We start from the raw sequence: 25649 nt of genomic DNA, 5'->3' as shown, positions 1-25649 counted from the left end.
TACCACCTTTCCAACCTATAAAAGGAGGAGGATTGAATGTATAGAAAGTACATAAAAAGATTTATAGATTTTATACTTGCTCTTATTGGACTTATAGTTTTATCACCCTTATTTCTAATTCTTATGATCGCAATTAAACTTGATTCAAAAGGACCAGTATTTTTTAAACAAAAAAGAGTGGGAATTAATAAAACACATTTTGAAATATTAAAGTTTAGAACAATGAGAATAGATACACCAAAAGATACACCAACACACCTTTTAGAAAATCCAGAGAAGTGGATCACAAAGGTAGGTAAATTCTTAAGAAAAACATCCCTTGATGAGTTACCACAAATTATAAACATTCTAAAGGGTGATATGAGTATTATTGGTCCAAGACCAGCTCTTTGGAATCAATATGATTTAATAGCAGAGAGGGATAAATATGGGGCAAACGATGTCTATCCAGGCCTTACAGGATGGGCACAAATAAATGGTAGAGATGAACTACCAATTCAAATAAAAGCAAAGTTTGATGGAGAATATGTACAAAAGATGAGCTTCTTATTTGATACTAAAATATTTTTTAAAACAATATTTAGTGTTTTAAGAAGCGAGGGTGTTGTTGAAGGTGGAACAGGCAAATTAAAAGTAGATAATGAAAAGATTAATATTGCTGAGTAATTAAAATATTATTGAAAATATTTGATTAATAAATATAATTTAATATAAAAGTTCAATATTAAAATGTGTACAATATTAAATTATATTGACGAAGTGAGAATGGGGAAGGGATAAGATTAGTTAGATAGAAAAAATCTAACCAACTATCTAACTAACCAACCATCCAACTAAACAAATAGAGGTGAAAATAGAGTGAAAAAAATACTTATAACCGGTGCCAATAGCTATATAGGTACAAGCTTTGAAAAATGGGTAAGCCAATGGCCAGATAAATATATTGTTGATACTTTAGATATGAAAGATCCAAAATGGAAAGAGTATGATTTTTCTAAGTATGATGTTGTATTTCATGTGGCAGGGATTGCACACGTATCTATAGATCCTAAGATGGAGGAATTATACTATAAAGTTAATCGTGACCTTACTATAGAAACAGCAAAGAAAGCAAAGGCAGAAGGTGTAAAACAGTTTATTTTTATGAGTAGCATTATAGTTTATGGCGACAGCAGTCATATTAACCATAAAAGAGTTATAGATAAAAATACAGTCCCAACACCAAGTAACTTCTATGGCAAAAGTAAATTACAAGCAGAAGAAGGTATTCTACCACTTCAAGATGATAATTTTAATGTTGTAGTAATAAGACCACCTATGATTTTTGGAAAGGGTTCAAAGGGAAACTATCCAAAGCTATCTAAAGTGGCTCAAAAGCTACCAATATTTCCTGATATAAAAAATGAAAGAAGTATGCTTCATATAGATAATCTTTGTGAATTTATTAGACTGATGATAGATAATAATGAAAAAGGAATATTTTATCCTCAAAATAAAGAGTATGTAGGAACAAGCCAGTTAGTAAAATTAATAGCTGAAGCACATGGAAAAAAAGTTATGCTTACGAAGGCATTCAATCCATTGCTTAAGCTAATGGGTAAGAAAGTTGGAATTATAAATAAGGTATTTGGAAATTTAGTTTATGAAAAGAGTATGAGTGAGTATAAGGTTGAATATAGAATTAGGGATTTAAAGGAAGCAGTTTGGGAGACGGAGGTGTAAATATATGAAAAAGGCACTAATATTTGCTTCCGTGGCCTCTATGATTGATCAGTTTAATATGCATAACATTCAAATATTACAGGAATTAGGGTACCAAGTTGATGTTGCTTGTAATTTTGAATTTGGAAGTACAACTTCACAAGAAAGAGTAAAAGAATTTAAAGATGAATTGAAAAATATAGATGTTAATATTTACCATATACCTGTACCAAGAAAAGTTGATGCTATCAAAGACATCGCCGAGGCTTATAAAAAAACAGAAAGATTAATTAGTCAAAATAAATATGATATAGTACATTGTCATTCTCCTATTGGTGGGGTTATTGCAAGACTCGCTTGCAAAAAACATAGAAAAAATGGAACTAAGGTTATTTATACAGTGCATGGATTTCACTTTTTCAGTGGAGCACCATTAAAAAATTGGGTGATATTTTATCCTATTGAAAGATGGCTTTCTAGATATACTGATGTTCTTATTACTATTAATAAGGAGGATTATAACAGGGCTAAAAAGTTATTTAGAGCTGGAATGGTTGAGTATGTTCCTGGAGTAGGGGTAAATATTAAGAAATTCAATGAGATATCTGTTGATAGGATACAGAAACGTAAAGAGTTGGGTATACCTGAGGGTGCTTTTTTAGTGCTTTCGGTAGGAGAACTTAATAAAAACAAAAACCATGAGACTATAATAAAGGCAATAGCTAAATTACAAAATCCAAATGTATATTATATGATATGTGGACAAGGTGTATTAGAGGATTACCTTAAAAATTTAGCAAAGGGACTAGGGTTAGAGAAACAAGTTAAGTTATTGGGCTATAGAAGAGACATAGCTGAGATTGGCAAAGTTTCAGATGTATTTGTTTTACCTTCATTTAGAGAAGGATTGTCTGTGGCTTTAATGGAGGCTATGGCTTTAGGGCTTCCTATAGTTTGTTCAAAAATTAGAGGAAATGTTGATTTGATTGAGGACGGTAAGGGTGGATATTTGGTAGAAGTTTATGATGTTGAACAGTTTGCAAATTCTATAAATAAACTATTAGAGAATGTTTACCTCAACAATAAAATGGGAAAGCATAACCGAGTGTTTATTAAGAAATTTGACATAGAAAATGTAAAAAAGATAATGCGTGAAATATATAATACAGTATGAATTACATAAATATTAGAGGATTTTAAGTGTAATTTTGATTGTTAATAAAAAGTATTTTAAATTTGTATTTGTAGAAGAGAGTGATATAAAAAAGATGTGCCAAATTTAATGGCTTTATCAGATGTTGCTGTTTCTGCATCAAGACGTGAAGGTCTTCCAGTTAATTTAATGGAAGCAATGGCAACAGGTTTGCCATTAGTTGTAACTAACTGTAGAGGAAATAGAGATTTAGTCATAAATGATGAGAACGGTTTTATTGTTAAAATTGACGATTTAGAAGAATTTGCAAATGCAGTTGAAAAATTATACAAATCAGTTGAATTAAGAAAAAGATTTAGGGAAAAAAGTTTAGAATATATAAAAGAGTATTCAATAGAATATATAAAAAATAAAATGGAGGATATATATAGTTTGCTTACATAAAATGTATTAATTTATGTATTAATTTTATAATTATTGTAACTATAATGGTTTAAGTTTGATAAATTAATTAAGATTTTAAATATAAATAAATATTAATAAGAATTTATATACGTTATGTATTTTTATTTAAACGAGATTATTTAAATCTTAAAAAAATAAAGTATTACTGGACAAAAACTTTTATATAAAAAATTATTTTATAAATTTCAGATAGTGTGAATTAATAGTTTAAATGCTTAGTTTTAAGTATGTTCTAATTCCTTTAATTGTATATAAGAAAGTAACATTCAAAAATGAGTCTAAATAAGAATGTGATGTAAATATATAAAATGTTAAAGACAATACAAAAATTTAAATTACTATACTGTATATTAGTAAATAATATTTGTAAAATTTTCAAGAATAATATTTTATTTTTTATCTTACTAAAATAGGAGTTGATTATATTGCGTATACTTCATTTATTAAGTAGTAACAAATTATCTGGTGCTGAAAATGTTGCTGCTGATATTTGTATGATGTTTAAAAATGAACTTGAAATGTCATATTGTTCTCCGGATGGATCAATAAAAGATGCTTTAAAAGATAGAGAAGTAAATTTTATTCCATTAAAAAAATTAAATATTTTTGAAGTAAGAAATGCGATTAAAAACTTTAAACCAGATATAATACATGCTCACGATGTTAAAGCAACAGTTATAGCTACTTTAGTATCAGGAAAAATACCAGTTGTATCTCATTTGCATGTTAATGCTAATAATATGTCTGTTATTTCAATAAAATCACTTATTTATTTCATTTCATCTTTTAGAGTAAAAAAAATTATATCAGTTTCAGAAAGTTGTTTAGAAGAATATAAATTCAAAAATTTTATAAGGAACAAAACTGTTGTATTAAAAAATATAATATATGAAAATAGGTTAAAAAAATTGATAGAAAAAGATAATAAAAAATATGATTTTGATTTTGTGTATTTAGGAAGATTAACCTATCAAAAAAATCCTGAAAGGGTTGCAAAAGTAGCAAGCCAAGTATTAAAAAAATGTCAAGATGCACGTTTTGGTGTTATAGGAGAAGGTGAATTAAAAAGTGAGATGGAAAAAATTTTTAGAGAAGAAGGAGTTATTGATAGAGTAACATTCACAGGTAGATTACCTTATCCTTATAAAGCATTAAAATCAGCTAAATGTATGTTAATGTGTTCAAGATATGAAGGGTTACCTATAGCGATTTTAGAGGCGATGGCATTAGGTGTGCCAATAGTAAGTACTCCAGTTGATGGAATAACAGATTTGGTAGAAAATGGAGTAGAAGGTTTTCTAACATCAGATGATGAAAAATTGGCAGAATCAGTACAAAGCTTATTAGAAAATAATGAATTATTTTTAGAAATGTCATCTAATAGTATAACAAGCTTTAATGAATTTAATAACGAGTCGGACTATAGAAATAGATTAAGTGACATATACATAAAAGTTATTAATATAAGTCTATGTAATAAATAATTATGTTAGGAGTAATTGGAATGAATTATGTAGGTTACAAGAATATTTCTATAAAGTTAAGAATAAATAGTTTACTTATAGCATTATTTTTTTGTGCAAATATAATGACAACAATGTTACCAAAAACAGAAAATATAATTGTTAAGATAATGGCAGTGCTAATAATTATATATATTATCAATAATAAGACAGTAAGAATAATATCGATTTCTAAGGTACTTATCATTAGTTTAATTTTATTTTATTTTGGTATTTCCTATTGGTTAATTTGTAGAACTTATGAACTTTATTTTTACTTTTTAAGTTTTATATTCTTTGGAATTACAGGATTAATTATGTCAGATAAAAATAAATTTTCATTAGTATATGTTTTTAAATATTTAGTTGTTATTTCTGCTGTATTAAGTTTCAAAATTTTAAATATAAATTTTATAAATTTAGATTATGGTCAATGGATGGGCTTTTCATACAACATGCTTGCAGGGATTTCAGCATCAATAATTTGTTTGACTTCAATAAAAATTGAGAAAGTGTACAAATTAATAAGTTTTTGGGTGTTGATTAGTTACGGGTATATTTATTTTAATTATGCATCAAGGGGGGTCATTTTAGCATTATTAATTCAAATTACTGGAATGATATATTTAAAAATTGAAAAAAATATTAAATATAGAAAAATAATTTTCTTTATAGGTTTATTAATGTTAGTATTTATTTATTTGAATATGGAACAAATTTTAATGAATTTAAACAACTTTCTTTCAACGAATAATATAAAATTTTATGCAATAGATAAGGCAGTAATGTATCTAAATCAAAATGACATATCGAATGGTCGCATGTACTTGTGGAATGAGGCTATAAGAGCGATTTTACAAGCACCTATTACAGGTAATGGAATAGCATATTTCGAGAGTGTGTATGGGACATATGTTCATAATTTATTTATTCAGTTGTTATATGAGGGAGGGGTAGTATTTTTCACTATTTTTTCATTATTAATATTTTATCCTATTAAAATACTATTATTTGATAATGAAGTAGAATATTTAGAAAAAATTTTTTTCATTTTTTTAATTACAAATTCTATAGTACAATTATTTTTCTCAAATACTTTATGGAGGGTTCAACAATTTTGGTTTTATATAGGATATACGATTTCCTTTTTTATTATCAAACATAGAGATGAAAACAAGTTAAGTACAACTTTCCAAAAGAGTTTTGAAAAAATTATAGAATCTAAGGAGTGATATTTTGGAAAAATTAATATATATTGCTTACATTGATAGAAAAATCGATTTAGGTGTATACAAAAAGATATTAGCAAAATGTGGTGTATTTGCTAAAATTTATGATGTTGCATTAATATGTAGAGAAGGTAATTCAATTTGTATAGAAAATATAAAAAATAAAAGTGTAAAATATATAGATAATAGATTATTAACATTAAATAAAGAAGACAAGTTATTATTAATAAAGAGATATATAAATTATAGTAGATTTAATTCATATGTACAAAAAGCTTTAATAGAGTTAGCACCAAAATATTTATATATTAGAAAGTATAAGTTTCTTAGTAAAGGATTAAAAGCGTTGAAATTTGCAAAAAAAAACTTGAATTGTTATATAATGTATGAAATACCTTCATATCCAGATGATTTAGAAATTAAAGGGGTGGGTCGGCGAATACTAAACGCTTTATTAAGCAAAGTATACGATGTAAAAGTTGAAAAAATAGTGGACAAAATATATGTAGTGTTAGGTAAGGACATTATTTTAAAATCTGATAAATATAAAGAAATTACAAATGGTATAGATATATCGGATATTAGAATAAAAGAACTATATGATTATAAAAATATGATAAATTTAATAGCCGTAGCAAATGTATCATATTGGCATGGATATGACAGAGTTATTGAAGGGTTAAGGTTATATTATGAGAGTAAAAACAAAGATCGTATAAGGGTTAATTTTCATATTGTAGGTGATGGTCCAGAATTAAATAAGTTAAAAAAAATAGCAAATGATTATGGGCTTAATGAATATGTAGTTTTTCATGGAAATAAGATAGGTAAAGAATTAGATGATTTATTTGATATAAGTAATATTGGGATTGGAAGCTTAGCTAATCATAGAAAAGGGTTTACTAAAGATAGTGCATTGAAAAATAGAGAATATTGTGCTAGGGGGATTCCGTTTGTTATTGCATCAGATGACGAGATGTTTGGTGATAACTTTAAATATATTTATAAAATTCCTAAAGATGAATCTCCAATAGATATTAATAAAGTAATTGAATTTTATAATTTGATAAAAAAAGAAAAATTTACAATCGAAATGCGTAAGTATGCTGAAGAAAATTTAACATGGAATGCAGTTATGCGTGATATATTAAATGATTTGAGAGTAGCAAAAAGTAAAAATCATAATAAGAAAAAATTTGAATGATATGGTAAGTAATTTTAAACACAATAAATTATAAAAAATTTTAAAATTTTACTTATATTTTTAATACCATAGTTATGGACGCTGTATGTGGAGAAGAAAACTGGGATGTTATTTTAGTAGAAAAAGGTGGATAAGTGGTTGTAGCACTACCTTACAATTTTATTAAGAAAAGGAATGGGATAATAATAACTCTGCCAATGTTGACACAAACAAATGATATTTGGATAAAGTATTTTTAAGGTTAGAAACACGAAAAAAATTATCTTATGAAATAGATATATTAAAAGAAATAGTTATTGAATTAAGTAAGTTAAAAATTATCAGTTATAATCAGAATTTTAATTATTCATAAACAAATTGGTTGCCATTTTACTGGAATGGATTTAAACAGACTATAAGATATAATACGTTTATTATAGAAGATATAACAAATTTAGATGTGGTATATAATAATTTCAAAAGCAGTTTTAGAAATAAAATAAAAAAAGCCAGTGGAATTATTAAAATATCATTTAATAAGACATTACAAGAATTCTATGAAGTTAATTCCATGACATTTAATAAACAGAATCTTAAAATTCTGAATACTTATGAATTCTTAAAAAAGCAAGATAACGTATTGAAACAAGAAAAAAGAAGGAAAATTTTTTAGCTGAAGATAATGATGGGAAAATACATTCAGCATTATATTTAATTTGGGATGACAGGTCATCATATGTACACTTAGTGGGAGAAAATCCTGAATTAAGAAATAGTGGAGCGAGTAGTTTATTAATATTAATGTAGGAGGCTATAAAATTTACAAAAGAAGAACTTAACATAAATGTTTTTGATTTTGAAGGAAGCTTGATTGAAGGTGTTGAAAGTATAAGAAGATCGTTTGGTGCTGTACAAACTCCCTATTTTACTATTAGTAAACAATATAAAAAGAAAAGTTTATTTCGTATTATCGTAAAATACATTTATGATTATTATCCATGGTTACAATAAATTTATAAAAATATAAGAGGTAGATAAATAAATAAATATATATATATATATATATAATTCAAACACTAAAATTACAAAACAAAACCGTCAAACTTGGAGTTGTTGCTCTTGGTTATTTAGGTCTTACTTTAGCTGTTTAAAAAGCAAAAACAGGTTATAATGTAATAGTGTTTGATGTACAAGCCTCAAAAGTTGAATTTGTAAATAAAGGGCAAAACTACATAAGAGATATCGTTGATTCAGACTTAAAAGAATTAGATGTTAAAAAGAAGTTAAAAGTAAAAACAGGTTTTTGCTTTGTAAAGAATGTTGATGCAATAGCTATTACAGTTCCTACACCTCTTGATATGTACAAGCAGCCTTGCTTGAAGTATTTAATGTGTTTAAGTAAAATAATTTGATATTAAAATAATAAAAAACTTTGAAAAGACTGTTATATGATATACATTAAATAGGAGGAGATTTAATGGAATTACAACTACTTGATTTAAAAGCACAATATGAAACAATAAAAGATGAAATTAAAGATGCTGTAATAAACACAATTGAGTCAGGACACTATATATTAGGACCAGAAGTTAAAAAATTAGAAGAAGATATTGCAAATTATTGTGGTGTAAAACATGGTATTGGTGTTGCCAATGGTACAGATGCACTTGTATTAACACTAAAGGCATTTGGTATAGGAGAAGGAGATGAAGTAATAACTACTCCGTTTACTTTCTTTGCATCTGCTGAAACTGTGTCTCAAGTAGGGGCAACTCCTGTATTTGTAGATGTAGATGAAAAAACATATTGTATTGATGAAAATAAAATTGAAGAAAAAATAACATCAAAAACTAAAGCTATAATTGCTGTACATATATTTGGACAAATGTGTGACATGGATAGAATTATGGAAATAGCAGAAAAACATAATTTAATTGTTATCGAGGATGCGTGTCAAGCAATTGGTGCGGAGTACAAAGGCAAAAAGGCAGGTTCAATAGGCCATGCAGCTTGTTTTTCATTCTTCCCAACAAAGAATTTAGGTGGGTATGGAGACGGAGGAATGATTGTTACAAATGATGATGAAGTTGCACAAACAATAAGAATGCTTAGATTCCATGGTAGTAAGATAAAATACTATCATGACATGATTGGATACAATAGTAGATTAGATGAAATTCAAGCTGCTATTTTAAACGTAAAATTTAAACATATTGATGATTGGAATAATGCAAGAAAGGAAAAGGCACATAAATATAATGAGTTACTTGCGAATACTAAGTGTGTGACTCCATATGAAGATGAAAAATGTAAACATATATATCATTTATATATACTTCAACATGAAGAAAGAGAAGAACTACTTAGATTTTTAAAAGATAATGGAGTTGCTACAGGTATATATTATCCAGTTCCGCTTCATTTGCAAAATGTGTATGAATATTTAGGATATAAAGAAGGAGATTTACCAGTTTCAGAAAAGTTGTCAAAAAGAACTTTTGCAATTCCTTTATATCCTGAAATTACATTAGAACAACAAGAATATGTTGCTGATTTGATAAGAAAATTTGACAACAAATAAACAAAAATTTAATCATATTATTTAATAAAATATATGGGAGGTTCTATTTATGTGTTACAAAAATTTATTATTAGAAAAAATTAAAAATAAAACAGCAGTCATTGGTGTTGTTGGATTAGGTTATGTTGGATTACCTCTTGCTGTAGAAAAGGCAAAGGCGGGATATAAGGTAATTGGGTTTGATGTTCAAGATAGTAAAGTAAAAATGGTTAATCAAGGACATAACTATATTGGAGATGTAGTGGATGAAGAATTGTCAGAATTAGTTAAAAAGGGTTTACTTACTGCAACAACAGATTTCTCATTTATTAAGGATGTGGATTGTGTTGCAATTGCAGTTCCTACTCCACTAGATAAGTTTAAGCAACCTGATGTTTCATATATTGTAAATTCAACAAGAGATATTGCAAAGTACTTACATAAGGGTATACTTGTTGTACTTGAATCAACTACTTATCCAGGTACTACTGAAGAAATAGTAATGCCAATATTAGAAGAAACAGGATTAAAGTGTGGAGAAGATTTTTATTTAGCGTTTTCACCAGAAAGAGTAGATCCAGGCAATAAGCAATTTAAAACAAAGAATACACCAAAGGTTGTTGGTGGAGTAACAGAGGACTGTACTGAACTTGCAGCTACACTTTATGGAAATGTACTAGAAGGAGAAATATTTAAAGTATCTTCACCAAAGGTAGCAGAGATGGAAAAGATACTAGAAAATACATTTAGACATATTAATATTGGTCTAGCAAATGAAATGGCAATTTTATGCAAAAAAATGGGAATAGATGTTTGGGAAGTTATTGAAGCTGCCAAAACTAAACCATATGGATTTATGGCATTTTACCCTGGTCCAGGTTTAGGAGGACATTGTATTCCACTAGACCCATTCTACTTAACTTATAAGGCAAGAGAATTTGACTATCATACTAGACTAATTGAAACAGCAGGTGAAATAAATGATTTTATGCCAGAATTTGTAGTTGATAATGCAATGAAACTTTTAAATAAAGAAAAAAAGGCATTAAATGGATCAAAGGTTTTACTACTGGGTGTTGCGTATAAAAAGGATATAGATGATTATAGAGAGTCACCAACACTAAAGGTAATTGACCACTTAGAAAAGAATGGTGCAGAAGTATTTGTAGATGATCCATATGTGGCTCACTTCAAGCATAATGGAAAAATTTATGAAACTATTAACTGGGAATCATTTATTGATGAGGCAGATATTGTTATTATCACAACTGACCATTCATGCTATGACTACGAAAAAATAGTAGAAAAAGCAAAGATTCTTTATGATACAAGAAACGCAACTAAGAATGTGATAAATAATAGAGAAAAAATATATAAACTTTAATTTTTTATCTCTAAATACTTAGTAGATTGTACTAAATAAGATTAGTAAATATTGTGGAGGATTTCAATGGATAAGCTAAAGTTTGCTATCATCGGTTGTGGAAGAATTTCATATAAGCATGTAGAAGGATTAGTGAATAATTTAGAAGATGCTGTTTTAGTAGCAACCTGTGATGTTATAGAAGAAAAGGCAAAGGAAAAGGCAGAAGAATATGAAAATAAAACAGGATTAGAAGTAAAGATATATACAGATTATAAAAAAATGATTGAAGAAGATGATATTGATGTTGTAACAATTGCAACAGAAAGTGGATATCATCCAGAAATTGCAATCTATTGTATGGAAAAAGGAAAACATGTTATAGTAGAGAAACCTATGGCACTATCTATTAAAGATGCTAATTTAATGATTGAAACTTCAAAAAAATATGGGGTTAAATTAGCTGTTTGTCATCAAAATAGATTTAACAAGTCAATTCAAATGTTAAGAAAGGCTATTGATGAAAATAGATTTGGTAAATTAATTAATGGTATGGCAAGCATAAGATGGAATAGAAATATGAACTATTACCGCCAAGCTCCATGGAGAGGAACATGGGAGTTAGATGGTGGAACTTTAATGAATCAATGTATTCATGATATTGACCTTCTTCAATGGATGATGGGTGGAGAGGTTGATACAGTATATGCTCAAACTGGTAATTTTATAAGAGATATTGAGGCTGAGGATTTTGGTGCAATAGTTATAAGATTTAAAAATGGAGCAATTGGAATTGTTGAAGGAAGTGCATGTGTGTTTCCAAAGAATTTAGAAGAAACGCTAAGTGTATTTGGAGAAAAAGGAACAGTTGTTATTGGTGGATTAGCTGTAAACAAGATTGAAACATGGAGGTTTGAAGACAGAAAAGATTCAGAGGAAGAAATAATTAAAAATCAAGAGGGTGATTCAGATACAGTATACGGATTTGGTCATACTCCATTATTTAAAGATGTTATTGATGCAATTAAAAATAATAGAGAGCCATTAATTAATGGTGAAGAAGGTAAAAAGGGAATGGAAATTATTTTAGCTGCATATAAGTCACAAAAGACAGGTATGCCAGTTAAATTACCTTTAGAAGATTTTTCAACTTTAGATATGAAAGGTGTTAGCCTAAGGATAAAACCTTAGGCTGTTTGTTAAGGAGGTATCATTATGAATTATATTTCAGAAAAAAGTAAAATAGGAAATAATGTAAGCTTAGGTAAATTCGTAGTTATTGAGGATGATGTTTTAATTGGGGATAATTGTATAATTGGTAATAATGTTGTGATTCACAAAGGTTCAGTTATTGGAAATAATGTGAGAATTGATGATAATACAGTTATAGGTAAAAAGCCTATGAGAGCAGTAAATAGTATTTTTAAAGATGAAAATGAACTTCCTCCTTGCAAAATAAATGATTGTTGTTTAATTGGAGCAGGAGTTATTATTTATTGTGGATGTACAATTGGTAAAAACACATTAGTAGCAGACCTTTCAACTATAAGAGAGAATGTTGTTATTGGAAGCAAAACAATAGTTGGTAGAGGAGTTGCAATAGAAAACTATTGTAAAGTTGGTTCAAATTGCAAGTTAGAAACTAATGTATATTTGACTGCTTATTCAGAAGTTGAAGATTATGTGTTTATTGCTCCTGGTGTAATTACATCTAATGATAATTTTGCAGCAAGAAGCAAAGAAAGATATAAACATTTCAAAGGTGTTACTATTAAAAAAGGTGGTAGAGTTGGTGCTCAAGCAACAATTCTTCCAGGCAAGGTAATTCATGAAGATGGTTTCGTAGCTGCAGGTTCAGTTGTAACTAGAGATGTTAATCCAAGACAAATTGTTGCTGGGAATCCCGCTAAGTATTTCAAGGATGTACCAGAAGACCAGCTTTTGAAAAATCAGTAAATATGAAATTACAAATAATTTAATCTTAGATTCGGCAAGTGTTCCTTATAAGACTTTATATATCCAAGTATTATATTAAAATTTTTTTATGATAGAAATTAATTATTATTAATGATTGGCTGGATTAAATGCCGAGTTAAGAATTTTATTTTTTATTAATGAAGTAAAATTATAAGTTTTTTTAGATACAAGATAAAATTATTTTAATAGATTGTTAAAATTTATACAACAGATTTATTCTCAAGAGACTAATTTAAAGGGAGTTTATTATGCAATCAATTTTAGGCATATTAAGTAAAGAACTAACTGTAATTTTAACTGCTGCAAGGAGCAATTAAAAAGGAGGTTCCTGTATTATTTACAGATTCAACAGAGGCAGAGGCTATAAAATTATTTGCAAATACATACCTTGCGATGAGGGTAGCCTTCTTTAATGAGCTTGATACCTATGCAGAATTGAGAGGGCTAAATACAAAACAAATAATAGAGGGTGTTTGTTTAGATCCAAGAATAGGAAACCATTATAATAACCCATCCTTCGGATATGGTGGATATTGTCTACCAAAGGATACAAAACAGCTTCTAGCAAACTATCAAGATGTTCCAAATAATTTAATTGAGGCAATAGTAAAGGCAAATACAACAAGAAAAGATCATATAGCTGAAATGATAATAAAGAGAAATCCAAAGGTTGTAGGTATATATAGAGTTACAATGAAAACAGACTCAGATAACTTTAGACAATCGGCTATACAAGGTGTAATGAAGAGAATAAAGGCAAAGGGAATAGAGGTTGTTGTATATGAACCTGTCTTAAAAGAGGACAAGTTCTTTAATTCAAGGGTAATAAAAGATTTTAATGAGTTTAAAAAGATTTCAGATATAATTGTTGCGAATAGAATGTGTGAAGAATTAGAGGATGTAAAAGACAAAGTATATACAAGGGATTTATATGGTAGAGACTAAGAGGTGACTAAATGAAGAAAACTGCATTAATAATTATGATAATTACTATATTTTCAAAAGTTTTAGGCTTCGCACGAGAAGTCTCGTTATCTTACTTCTTTGGGGCAAATAATGTTACAGATGCATATTTGATTTCGCTAACAATACCAGGTGTTTTATTTGCTTTTATTGGAACAGCTATAAGCACAGGGTTTATTCCTATGTTTAGTGATTTAAAAGCCAAAGAAGGTGAAGAGAAGACAATTAAATTTACTAATAATATAGTAAACATTTTAATTGTACTATGTACAATATTGGTTGTTATAACTGTATTATTTACAACACCTATAGTAAAATTGTTTGCAACAGGTTTTAGTGGTGAAACATTAAGGCTGGCAGTTAAATTTACAAGGATAAGTATTTTAGGGATATATTTTTCTGGTTTAGTGTATATTTTTTCAGCTTATTTGCAGATAAAAAATAATTTTATTATTCCAGCATTAATTGGATTTCCAATGAATATTATAATAATATTTTCTATGTTTGTTGCATCTAAAACACATAATATATATTTATCTATAGGTAGTGTTGTAGCCTTTTTAGCACAGCTTCTTTTTATATTACCTTTTGTTTTTAAAAAGGGATATAAATTTTCTTTTATATTTAATGTTAAGGATAAATATATTAAAAACTTATTAGCCATAGCATTGCCTGCTATACTTGGTGTTTCAGTGAATCAATTAAATGTATTGGTAGATAGAACAATTGCATCTAAAGTAGCAGAGGGTGGAATTTCAGCGTTAAATTATGCGAATAAATTAAATGGATTTGTCATGGGATTGTTTGTAACATCTATTAGTACAGTAATATTTCCTTTGATATCAAAGATGGTTGCAGAAAATAATTATGAAGGGTTGAAAAAGTCTTTATCAGAATCAATTTCTGCAATAAATTTTCTTGTTATTCCTTCAACAGTGGGAGCTATGGTATTTTCAACCCCTATTGTTGAGATGCTTTTTGGACGTGGTGCCTTTGATAAAAGGGCAGTTCAAATGACTTCAAGTGCGTTGTTTTTCTATTCAATTGGTATGATAGGGTATGGACTTCGTGAAGTTTTATCTAAAGCTTTTTATTCTATGAAGGATACAAAAACACCAACTATAAATGCTGTAATAGCGTTGATTATGAATATAATATTGAATATAACGTTATCTAAGTTTATGGGAATTGCAGGTCTTGCACTTGCAACAAGTATTTCAGCTATAGTGTGTACAGGCCTATTATTTGTATCATTAAGAAAAAAGATAGGTTCATTTGGATTAAAAGATATAAGCATATCATTTATAAAAATAACAGTTGCATCTATTATTATGGGAGCAGTTGCGAAGATAAGCTACAATGTTTTAGTTGGTGTAATCTCAAAAAATTTATCATTAATTTGTTCAATTATAATAGGTGGAATGGTTTATTTTGTTGTGATTTTATTTATGAAGATAAAGGAAGTTGATGAAATAGTTTTAAAGATGAAGCAAAGGTTTTTAAGAAAAGAATAGTGACTATGAAATTGTTTATTTTATATTTTGCTGCCTTTTGGGCAGCAAAAATTTTTTATACATCTTCAACAAAATTTCCCCTCCTTCTTGAAAAAAATTCTAAAAAGTGATAATTTATTATCAAGTGTTTTTTAAAATATTTCGAAAGAATGGAGGTTTATTTATGGAATATATGGATATGTATAAAAGATGGTTAGACTTTGATGAAGAAACAAGAAGGGAACTTGAGGGACTTGATGAAAAGGAGATAATGGAAAGGTTCTATAAGGAACTTGAGTTTGGTACAGGAGGATTAAGAGGTGTAATAGGTGCTGGAACAAACAGAATGAATGTATATACAGTAAGAAAGGCAACACAGGGTCTTGCAAACTTCATTTTAAAGCAAAACATAGAAAATCCTTCTGTTGCAATAGCATATGATTCAAGAAAGTATAGTGACGTATTTGCAAGGGAAGCGGCACTTGTTTTAAATGCAAGTGGAATAAAGACATACGTATATGATGAACTAAAGCCAACTCCAATGCTATCCTATGCTGTAAGACATATGAATACAACAGCAGGAATAGTTATAACAGCAAGCCACAATCCAAAGGAATACAATGGATATAAGGTTTACTGGTCAGATGGAGGCCAAGTTACAGAGGAGCTTGCAGAAGGGATATTAAATGAGATTAAGAATGTTGATTATGGCGATATAAAGACAATGGAATATAATGAAGCAGTAGAGAAGGGATTATTCAACTTTATGCCAAAGGAAGTTGAGGATACATATGTTGAGCTTGTAAAGGGCTTGACTGTAAATAAGGATATTGTTGAAAAAATGAAGGATAAGGTAAAGGTAATATACACTCCACTACATGGTACAGGAAACAAACCAGTAAGAAGGGTCTTAGCGGAGCTTGGATATAAGAATGTGTATGTTGTAAAGGAGCAAGAAAATCCAGACCCAGCCTTTTCAACTGTAAAATATCCAAACCCAGAGGAGTCAGAGGTATTTGTTAGAGCAATGGAGATGGCTCGTGAGCTTGATGCGGATGTAATAATAGGAACAGACCCAGACTGTGATAGAGTTGGTGTTGTTGTAAAAAATTCCGAAGGAAACTACGTTGTTTTAACAGGAAACCAAACAGGAGCACTTTTAACCCATTATATGCTTGAAAATCTTAAGGCAACAAATACAATGCCTAAAAACCCTGTGGTTATAAAGACTATCGTTACAACAGAGTTTGCAAAGGCAATATGCAAAGACTATGGAGTAGAGATACTTGATGTTTTAACAGGATTTAAGTATATAGGAGAGAAGATAAAGGAATTTGAGATAAATGGGGATAAGAGCTTCGTTCTTGGATTTGAGGAGAGCTATGGATACCTTGCTGGAACATTTGTAAGGGATAAGGATGCGGTTATAGCGTCAATGTTAATTGTTGAGATGGTAGCATATTATAAAAAAAGAGGCATGAGCCTATATGAAGGCTTAATGGAGCTATACAATAGATATGGATTCTATAGAGAAGACCTTGTTTCAATTACTCTAAAGGGAATTGAGGGAAGTGAAAAGATAAAGAAGATAATGGAGGATTTAAGAAACAACCCTCCAAAGAAGGTTGCAGGATTTGATGTTGAGCTTGTTAAGGATTACAAGATGAGTGTAAGCAAGAATGTAGTAAGTGGAGAAGAAACTGTAATAAACCTTCCAAAGTCAAATGTAATTCAGCTTGTTTTAGAGGATGGTAGTGTGATTACTGCAAGACCATCAGGAACAGAGCCAAAGATTAAGTTCTATTTTATGACAAAGGGAGAGACTTTAGAGAAGGCAGAGGAGAATATAAAGAGGTTTAAGGAAGAGATATTGAAGATGGCGGAATAACAAAAAAGTGCCACCCAAGTGAAATGTGAAAAGTCTTACGACTTTATCACATTGTCACCAGGGTGGCACTTAAACTTTTGCGACTTTATCGCATTGTCATTAGGGTGGGACTAAAGCTTTTTGCGTTTTTGTCACATTATCACCAGGGTGGCATAGTTTTTGGGGAGAATTTTATTTGACTACTTTATAATTTCTTAAAATTATGTTAAAATACAAATATTGCTGTAATGTTTAAAAAAGAACGGTATATATTATATTAAGGCATTTTAATGGTAAACAAATGAAAAGTGTAGGGGGTATTTTTATGAAAGTTAGAAAGGCAATAATTCCAGCCGCAGGGCTTGGAACAAGATTTTTACCAGCTACAAAGGCACAGCCAAAGGAGATGCTTCCAATCGTTGATAAGCCAACAATACAGTACATAATAGAGGAGGCTGTTGCGGCTGGAATTGAGGAAATATTAATTATTACAGGACGTAACAAAAGGGCAATAGAGGACCATTTTGATAAATCTGTAGAGCTTGAGCTTGAGCTTAAGGAAAAGAAGAAGGATGACCTTTTAAAGATGGTACAGGATATATCAAATATGGTTCAAATACACTATGTAAGACAAAAGGAGCCAAAGGGTCTTGGGCACGCAATACTATGTGCAAAGACGTTCGTAGGAAATGAACCCTTTGCAGTAATGCTTGGTGATGATGTTGTTGATGCAGAGGTTCCATGTCTAAAGCAACTAATTGATGTGTTTAATGAGTATAAGACAACAATACTTGGTGTTCAGCAGGTACCGATGTCAGATGTAAATAAGTATGGAATAGTTAAGGGAATGCATATTGAGGATGGTGTGTATAAGGTTAAGGACCTTGTGGAGAAGCCAAGTAAGGAGCAGGCACCAAGTAATGTTGCAATTCTTGGAAGATATATTATAACTCCACAGATATTTGAGATTTTAGAGCATACTCGCCCAGGTAAGGGTGGAGAGATTCAGCTAACAGATGCCCTTAAGGAGCTTTTAAACAGAGAGGCTATGTATGCATATACATTTAAGGGAAGAAGATATGATGTGGGGGATAAGCTTGGTTTCCTTCAGGCAACAGTTGAATATGCATTAAAGAGGGAAGATTTGAAGGATGAGTTTTATAGGTATTTAAGGGATGTTGTTGGTGCGTATGAGAAAAATTTTGAGGTTGCAGCGGAGTAAGAGTGCCACCCAAGTGAAATGTGAAAAGTCTTACGACTTTATCACATTATCACCAGGGTGGCACTAACATAGGAGTTTGCGACTTTGTCACATTATCACCAGGGTGGCACTAATGTAGGAGTTGCGACTTTGTCAAATTGTCATTAGGGTGGGAGACCTCCGAAAAAATCAAATCATTTTTAAAAGTATACTATATATAGTAGCACAAATTATCATTTATACGCTATACATAGTGGTGACAATTTTTAAGGTATCATTTTTTCGGAGCTCTTTGTGGAATTAATGTTAGATTTGGAGACTTTGTTTATTTCCTTTAGGATTAAGTAAGATAGAGATATAAGCAAAAATGAGAAAAATAAGATAATATTATAGCATTACTAATAGGGTGGCACTAACGTAGGGTATGATATTTATTATATTATAATTAATGTGAAAAGGTGGTTTTATGAGGTATTTGAAGAAGGTTGTTGTGGTCCTGCTAAGTTTTATTTTATTCATTGATTTACTTTCTATTGTGTTTAGCTTTTTTGTTAGAAATAGGCTTCTTAATGAGAAGGTGTATTTTGATGTTTTAAAGAAAAATGGTGTATATAAACTTGTTGGGGAAGAGGCTTCAAAGGAATTAAAGAATTTTATAGAGGAAAAGAAGATACGGGGATTTAAGGCGGAGGAATATGTCGATGAGGCCTTTGTGGAAGCAAATGTAAACAGGCTAATATACGGGTTTATAGATTATTTAACTAAAACAGAAGGTGAGATACCAAGGATAAGCCTAAGCTTAGATAAGGAGCTTATAAACAAGACAGATGATTATTATAAAAAAGAGGGGAAGACCTTAAGCGATAAAGAGATAAAGGTTTTAGAGAAGTTAGGAAGTGAACTAAATAGTGTGGTTGAAGAGAAGATTAATTTAGATGTTTTTTCAAAACTTGAGAAGAATGGAGTATTTTTATGGGCAAGGGATATTATAAGCAACCTCTACAGGAATTTAAACTTTTATATTTTTATTTTATTAGCAGGTTTGTCTATCCTATTTTTTATGACAAATTACAATGGGTTTAAAATATTATCCTTGGAGCTTTTTATTACTGGTATGCTTTTGGCTGTTCCTTTTTATACATTGTATTATACAAGGTATTTTAGTTTAATAAATATAGATGAGGTTTTAATTAAAAATGCATTGTATGAATTGCTAAATAGTTTTAGCCTTTATATTGCAAATATTGGGCTTGTATTTCTGATAATAAGTATTCCTATTTATTATGTATATAGAATATATAAAACAAGATAGAGTTAAGGAATTAATAGATTTATATCTTAAAATTTTTTACAGGAGGATGAAAGGATGTCAATTTTAGTGACTGGTGGTGCAGGCTATATAGGTAGCCATACGTGTGTTGAACTATTAAATTTAGGCTATGAGGTAATTGTGGTAGACAACCTATCAAATAGTAAAGAAGAATCTTTAAAAAGGGTAGAAAAAATAACAGGTAAAAGGCTAAAGTTTTATAATGTTGATTTGCTTGACAAAGAAGGTTTAGAGAATATATTTAAAGAAAACAAAGTAGATGCCGTTATTCACTTTGCAGGATTAAAGGCGGTTGGAGAGTCAGTTCAAGTGCCTTTAAAATATTACCATAATAATATAACAGGTACCATTATTTTATGTGAAGTTATGAAAAAATATGGAGTAAAAAGGCTTATATTTAGTTCATCAGCAACTGTATATGGTAATGTAGAAAGGGTTCCGATAACAGAAGATTTTCCGCTTAGTGCAACAAATCCTTATGGAAGAACAAAATTGTTTATTGAAGAGATTTTAAGGGATTTATATATATCAGATAATGAGTGGAGCATAGTTTTATTAAGATATTTTAACCCAATAGGAGCACACGAGAGTGGACTTATTGGAGAAGATCCAAACGGTATACCAAATAACTTAATGCCATATGTAACACAGGTTGCAGTAGGAAAGTTAAAGGAACTTAGGGTATTTGGAAATGACTATGATACACATGATGGAACAGGAGTTAGAGACTATATACATGTTGTTGATTTGGCAAAAGGACACGTAAAGGCTTTAGAAAAGGTTATGGTTTTTAAAGGTGTTGAGGCATATAACTTAGGTACAGGAAAGGGATATAGTGTTTTAGATTTAGTTCATACATTTGAGAAGGTAACGGGTAAAAGGGTGCCTTATAGGATAGTTGAAAGAAGGCCTGGGGATGTTGCAAAGTGTTTTGCGGATCCATCAAAGGCAAATAGGGAGCTTAGATGGATTGCAGAAAAGAATTTAGAGGATATGTGCAGGGATGCATGGAGATGGCAGAGCAACAATCCAAATGGGTATGAGGAATAGTTAAAATTTTTTTATTTTTTACGTGGATGGAGGATTCAAATGTTTAAGAAAAAAAGAATAGTAGCATTTTTTATTACGTTTGTGTTTTTATTTATAAACTTCAACAATGTCTTGGCAAATACAATAGATAATAGTACAAAACAAATGGTAAATGTAGTTACTGTCAAAAAACAGCCATCATCAAACAATGAAATAAAGATTGTAGAAGCAAAAGATAAGGATGAAATTGAAAATGAGTTAAAAAATTATAAAAGATATACACCAAAGGAATATACACGAAAAAAGGTAGAACAGTATCAAAGGCTTTTGTCTAATCCTTATTATGAATTAAGAAACAGAGAAGAAAGATATTTAGAAACATATGTAGAATTTAATACTAATAATAAACCGGCTAAAGATTTTATAGTAATTATTGATATAGGTAATGAAATTGATTCAATCCATCAATTTGAATTAGATGTGTATATAACCAATAAAGACATCGAGGAGTATGAATTTTTAGTAGATGAAAATGGAGATAGAAAAATAGCAGTAAGAATTCCATTTGTTCAGGCAAACCAAAAATATAGACTAACAATTGTACAAAAGTTTGAAATTGCAACCCCCCATTTTTATGATATAAATGTATTAAAGCAAAATCCTGATTATTCAGATTTTAGTCAATACGAAAGATATATTAGTGAAGAACCTAAAATTGAAACAAGCTATCAACCAATAATTGATAAAAGCCATGAATTGCTTGATTCACAAACTAATGTATATGATAAAATTTTAAAGGCATATGAGTGGATTCAATTTTCAATGGAGTATGATTTTGCCTATGGTAATAGAGGTGCAAAATCAGCAATCGATAATTTAAAAGGTGTATGTGAAGACTACGCAAAATTATTAATTGCTCTTTTGAGAGTACAAAAGATACCTGCAAGAGAGGTTGTTGGTTTTAGAAATATTGAAAACCTTTCAACTTACTATACGCCAGTTGAAGTGTCTGGAGATTATCACGCTTGGGTTGAGGTATATTTCCCTAATATCGGTTGGTTACCAATGGATCCAACAACTCATCCAGAACCGAAATATAATGCTGAAAAGAGAGAATGGGAAAAAACAATCAATCTTAGAGAATTTATACAGGATTTCCCATCAAGTGAGCACATAATCTCTGATTATAACGATTCGAATTGGCTTACATATTATTATCACGATTATGAGAGCTATGGCTCAATTTCAAAACTTGATTGGGGATGGACTTTATCTGCATACAATTTGTATGGAGAAAAAACCAAAATAAATCCTGTAAAACTTGATTTTGTTGTTAGCAATACTACTTATAGAAGTATTGACCTGAAAGTCAATTATGAAGGCACTAAAAGTTTAGATTATGTTGAAATAACTGTTTATGATTCTGAAACAAATGAAAAGGTTGATCGCATAAGGCTTTATATTTCAGGAACAAATATAAAGGATTATCCAGCAAAGGTTAATAATCTTGTTCCAAATAAAAAGTATAAAATTGAAGTTACAGGTGTAAACAATGATGGATATAAATATACTAAAAAAACAACAGAGGTAAAGACTTTAGATATAAAAGAAGAAGACAAGATGTTGTTAAAACCAAGAATAGAAAATGTTATTACCTCAAATAATAGTGTTAATTTTGATATTGTAAGCGAAGAAAACCATTATGCTACAAAATTTAGAATTGAGGTTTTTAATGTTCAAACAGGTGTTAAGGAAAAAACCTATGATGTATCTACGATCAATTTAAGCTATATTAATGTTGGTATATTAGATGAAATAATAACAGGGCTTAAAAGTTCAACAAGTTATACCTTAAAGGTTATACCATATTACTATTCTTATGTTGGTTTATATGCACAAACACAGTTTACCACAAAATCTGATGTTAAAGTTACAGGAATAAAATTAAATATGACGAATAAGACGGTATATAAAGGTGAAGGTTTTAATTTATATGCAACAGTAGCACCAAGCAATGCAACAAATAAAGGAGTAATATGGAGTAGCAGCAACACAAAGGTTGCAGTAGTTGATAAATATGGAAAAGTTGCGACAGTAGGAACAGGTACAGCAGTGATAACAGCAAAAACTGTAGATGGTGGTTTTACAGCAAAATGTACAGTAACTGTTAAGGCACCTATAAAAGTACAGGGCGTTAAATTAAATAAATCAACTTTAACATTAAAAAGAGTAAGTGGGTATAAATTAGTTGCAACAGTTCTTCCAAGCAATGCAACAAATAAAAATGTGGTATGGACAACAAGTAATTCAAAAGTAGTAAAGGTTGATGCCTATGGTAAAGTTTATGCGGTAGATAAAGGAACTGCAGTAGTAACTGTAAGCACAAAGGATGGGGGATATAAGAGGAGCTGTAAAGTGTATGTTAAATAGTTAAGGCTTTAGGATTGTGAAGTGATTTTAACTTATAATTGATAGTCAATATATATTACAATTACAAATGCTATATATTTAGATAACAATAAACAAAAAAATGAGCGTAATAATGCATATTTTGCAGTTATTACGCTCGTTTTTTTGCGTAATAATTTTTGTTTTTTGTTCTTTACGTTTTGGAAAATAAATATTATGTATTTTACCATATACTCAACCGGCCGGAAATAATTTTGGAGGGGTTAATATGGATGAGTATATGGTAATTAAAAAGTATGAACCGCTTATAAAGAGGGCTATAAGGATGTATATACACGATAAAAATTACTATGAGGATGCATACCAGGAGGCGGCACTATCTATCATTAAAGTTTTAAGAGGATATGACGAAAAGAAGGGAGATTTTAATGCCTATATAAAGTGTGCGGTTATTTATTCTGTAAAGGCCTTTTCAAAGAAGATAAGGGAAAATATAAGTTTAGATGAAGAGCTTGAGGATGGTGGGTGCTTATATGATTTAATACCAGATGATATATGCCTTGAGGAGGAATATGTTAAAGAGGAGGATATAAAAAAGTTATATAGAGAATTAAACTGTTTAAATAAGAAGCAGAGGGAGATAATAGAGGAGTATTATTTTAATGGGAAGAGTATGGCTGAGATTGCAAGGAAAAAAAGGTGCCATTACAACTCAATTGTAAGATTGAAGGAGAGGGCAGTTGAAAAGTTGAGAAAAAATATGTTAAAAAAATGATTACCTATCAAACCAACCAGATATTGATATACTTGTAATTATTTTTACAAATTTCTACTTTGAATTTTTAAATATATGTGATAAAATTTTAAAATATGATGGTATTAAATATATAACTATAATCTTATAGATATATAAATATACATAAGTTAATGGAGGTAAGGTTATGAAAAAGATATGGAAAATAGTGATGGGGGTAGTAATTATAATAACTTTTGGTGTATCTATGGGTATGTATTATATTGAGAGTAAAATGAATAAGATGGATAGGGTAGAACTGCCAAAAAGTGATGAGGAGCTTGGAATAAAAACAGAGGATAAGATTAATGAAAATGAAATAATAAATATAGCTTTGTTTGGCCTTGATGCAAGAAGTGTAAAGGAAAGAAGTAGATCTGATAGTATGATTGTACTAACTATAGATAAAAAGAATAAAAAACTAAAGATGACATCATTAATGAGAGATATGTACGTTGATATACCAGGACGCGGAGGGGATAGATTAAATCATGCTTATGCATATGGAGGACCTGCTCTTGCTATAAAAACAATCAATTCAAATTTTGGATTAGATATTAGGGATTTTGTTACAATTAATTTTTGGGGGTTAAAGGATGTAATAGATAAATTAGGTGGTGTTCAGATAGAAATTAAATCCTATGAAGCAAAGGCATTAGGTTTAAATGAGGGATTACAAATATTAAATGGTGAACAAGCATTGGCTTATTCGAGATTACGTTATTATGGCCATGGAGACTATGAAAGAACAGAGAGACAGAGAAGAGTTATAAATGAAGTTTTTAAAAACCTAAGTAGTTTGAGTTTAAACCAAGTTGTAAGCACCATAGAAACATTGCTTCCCAATGTACAGACGAGTATGTCTAATACACAAATAATTTCCCTTGCTAAGGAAATTTACGGATTTAAGGTAGATTCAATTGAGGAGTATAGATTGCCGGTAGATGGTACCTTTAAAAGTCAAAAAATCAGAGGTATGGCAGTTCTTGTTCCTAATATTGAGGAAAATAAAAACAAACTAAGACAATTTATATATAATAATTAGTATTTTAAAGTATGGCAAAAATATGCCATACTTTTTTAGTAAAATATATAATATTTGTGATGAGAAAAAACAAATATAAATTGGCTCAGAAGTTTCGCAGATTAAAAAATAAATAGGGCGTAGCCCCTTGATATGTAATGGTTTAGATGAATAATAATTGAAATATGTAAATTCCGATTTTTACTGGAAAAAATTTAGGGTTTAAAAATGAAAACATCCTTTCTATAATGAATTTTGCTACAAACCTAATAGAAAGGATGTTTTGAGATGAACAAGCGTTATTTAAAACAAATGCTCACCTACTTCTCTAAGGTATACCATCTTGGAGAAAAAATCAAGGGGTTAAAAGATGGAAGAATAAATCCTCAAATTGAAACTTCAACTAT

Annotated in this window: 19 protein-coding genes and 2 pseudogenes; all 21 read left to right on the top strand. The window is 29.6% G+C overall.

Features of this window, described 5'->3' with window-relative positions:
• The first annotated feature begins 36 nt into the window (after positions 1–36).
• On the top strand, positions 37–666 hold the full coding sequence (locus BUB63_RS05770; RefSeq protein WP_073248402.1) for a sugar transferase: 630 nt from the start codon (positions 37–39) through the stop codon (positions 664–666).
• A 192-nt stretch (positions 667–858) separates the two neighbouring features.
• Complete coding sequence (locus BUB63_RS05765; protein WP_073248400.1) at positions 859–1722, top strand: NAD-dependent epimerase/dehydratase family protein; 864 nt, start codon at positions 859–861, stop codon at positions 1720–1722.
• Between the two features lie 4 nt (positions 1723–1726).
• Positions 1727–2875 carry a glycosyltransferase family 4 protein gene (locus BUB63_RS05760; protein WP_073248398.1) on the top strand — a complete coding sequence of 383 codons (1149 nt, stop codon included), beginning with the start codon at positions 1727–1729 and terminating at the stop codon, positions 2873–2875.
• Positions 2876–2971: 96 nt separating this feature from the next.
• The gene (locus BUB63_RS05755; protein WP_242947348.1) at positions 2972–3298 is read left to right on the top strand and encodes a glycosyltransferase; all 327 of its coding nucleotides are present in this window, start codon (positions 2972–2974) and stop codon (positions 3296–3298) included.
• Between the two features lie 446 nt (positions 3299–3744).
• Positions 3745–4803, top strand: a complete 1059-nt coding sequence (locus BUB63_RS05750; RefSeq protein ID WP_073248394.1) for a glycosyltransferase — start codon at positions 3745–3747, stop codon at positions 4801–4803.
• 2 nt (positions 4804–4805) lie between these two features.
• Positions 4806–6053, top strand: coding sequence for an O-antigen ligase family protein (locus BUB63_RS05745; RefSeq protein WP_084106555.1), 1248 nt, complete (start codon positions 4806–4808; stop codon positions 6051–6053).
• Positions 6054–6057: 4 nt separating this feature from the next.
• Positions 6058–7254 carry a glycosyltransferase gene (locus BUB63_RS05740; RefSeq protein WP_073248390.1) on the top strand — a complete coding sequence of 399 codons (1197 nt, stop codon included), beginning with the start codon at positions 6058–6060 and terminating at the stop codon, positions 7252–7254.
• A 1031-nt stretch (positions 7255–8285) separates the two neighbouring features.
• Positions 8286–8642, top strand: a pseudogene (locus BUB63_RS05735) (UDP-N-acetyl-D-glucosamine dehydrogenase); the annotation flags it as partial.
• Between the two features lie 68 nt (positions 8643–8710).
• The gene (locus BUB63_RS05730; protein WP_073248386.1) at positions 8711–9814 is read left to right on the top strand and encodes a DegT/DnrJ/EryC1/StrS family aminotransferase; all 1104 of its coding nucleotides are present in this window, start codon (positions 8711–8713) and stop codon (positions 9812–9814) included.
• 49 nt (positions 9815–9863) lie between these two features.
• Positions 9864–11177, top strand: coding sequence for a nucleotide sugar dehydrogenase (locus tag BUB63_RS05725; RefSeq protein WP_073248384.1), 1314 nt, complete (start codon positions 9864–9866; stop codon positions 11175–11177).
• 66 nt (positions 11178–11243) lie between these two features.
• On the top strand, positions 11244–12347 hold the full coding sequence (locus BUB63_RS05720; protein WP_073248382.1) for a Gfo/Idh/MocA family protein: 1104 nt from the start codon (positions 11244–11246) through the stop codon (positions 12345–12347).
• 24 nt (positions 12348–12371) lie between these two features.
• Entirely contained in the window at positions 12372–13112 is a 741-nt protein-coding gene (locus BUB63_RS05715; RefSeq protein ID WP_073248380.1) for an N-acetyltransferase, read from the top strand.
• Between the two features lie 318 nt (positions 13113–13430).
• A pseudogene (locus BUB63_RS05710) lies at positions 13431–14078 on the top strand (nucleotide sugar dehydrogenase); the annotation flags it as partial.
• An 11-nt stretch (positions 14079–14089) separates the two neighbouring features.
• Positions 14090–15610, top strand: a complete 1521-nt coding sequence (gene murJ / locus BUB63_RS05705) for a murein biosynthesis integral membrane protein MurJ (RefSeq protein WP_073248378.1) — start codon at positions 14090–14092, stop codon at positions 15608–15610.
• Between the two features lie 163 nt (positions 15611–15773).
• On the top strand, positions 15774–17477 hold the full coding sequence (locus BUB63_RS05700) for a phospho-sugar mutase (protein WP_073248376.1): 1704 nt from the start codon (positions 15774–15776) through the stop codon (positions 17475–17477).
• Between the two features lie 304 nt (positions 17478–17781).
• Positions 17782–18678: a UTP--glucose-1-phosphate uridylyltransferase GalU gene (gene galU / locus BUB63_RS05695; RefSeq protein ID WP_073248374.1), complete on the top strand. Its 897-nt coding sequence runs from the start codon at positions 17782–17784 to the stop codon at positions 18676–18678.
• Positions 18679–19123: 445 nt separating this feature from the next.
• Positions 19124–19969 carry a hypothetical protein gene (locus BUB63_RS05690; protein WP_073248372.1) on the top strand — a complete coding sequence of 282 codons (846 nt, stop codon included), beginning with the start codon at positions 19124–19126 and terminating at the stop codon, positions 19967–19969.
• Between the two features lie 54 nt (positions 19970–20023).
• On the top strand, positions 20024–21037 hold the full coding sequence (galE, locus tag BUB63_RS05685) for a UDP-glucose 4-epimerase GalE (RefSeq protein ID WP_073248370.1): 1014 nt from the start codon (positions 20024–20026) through the stop codon (positions 21035–21037).
• A gap of 39 nt (positions 21038–21076) precedes the next feature.
• The gene (locus BUB63_RS13215; protein ID WP_084106553.1) at positions 21077–23446 is read left to right on the top strand and encodes an Ig-like domain-containing protein; all 2370 of its coding nucleotides are present in this window, start codon (positions 21077–21079) and stop codon (positions 23444–23446) included.
• A gap of 247 nt (positions 23447–23693) precedes the next feature.
• Positions 23694–24200, top strand: coding sequence for an RNA polymerase sigma factor (locus BUB63_RS05670; protein WP_073248368.1), 507 nt, complete (start codon positions 23694–23696; stop codon positions 24198–24200).
• A 166-nt stretch (positions 24201–24366) separates the two neighbouring features.
• Positions 24367–25263, top strand: a complete 897-nt coding sequence (locus tag BUB63_RS05665; RefSeq protein WP_073248365.1) for an LCP family protein — start codon at positions 24367–24369, stop codon at positions 25261–25263.
• Positions 25264–25649 lie beyond the last annotated feature (386 nt).

Origin of the sequence: Caloramator proteoclasticus DSM 10124 (assembly GCF_900129265.1) — a bacterium.
GTDB lineage: Bacteria > Bacillota > Clostridia > Clostridiales > Caloramatoraceae > Thermobrachium > Thermobrachium proteoclasticum.
This window is presented reverse-complemented; position numbering and strand designations above follow the sequence as displayed.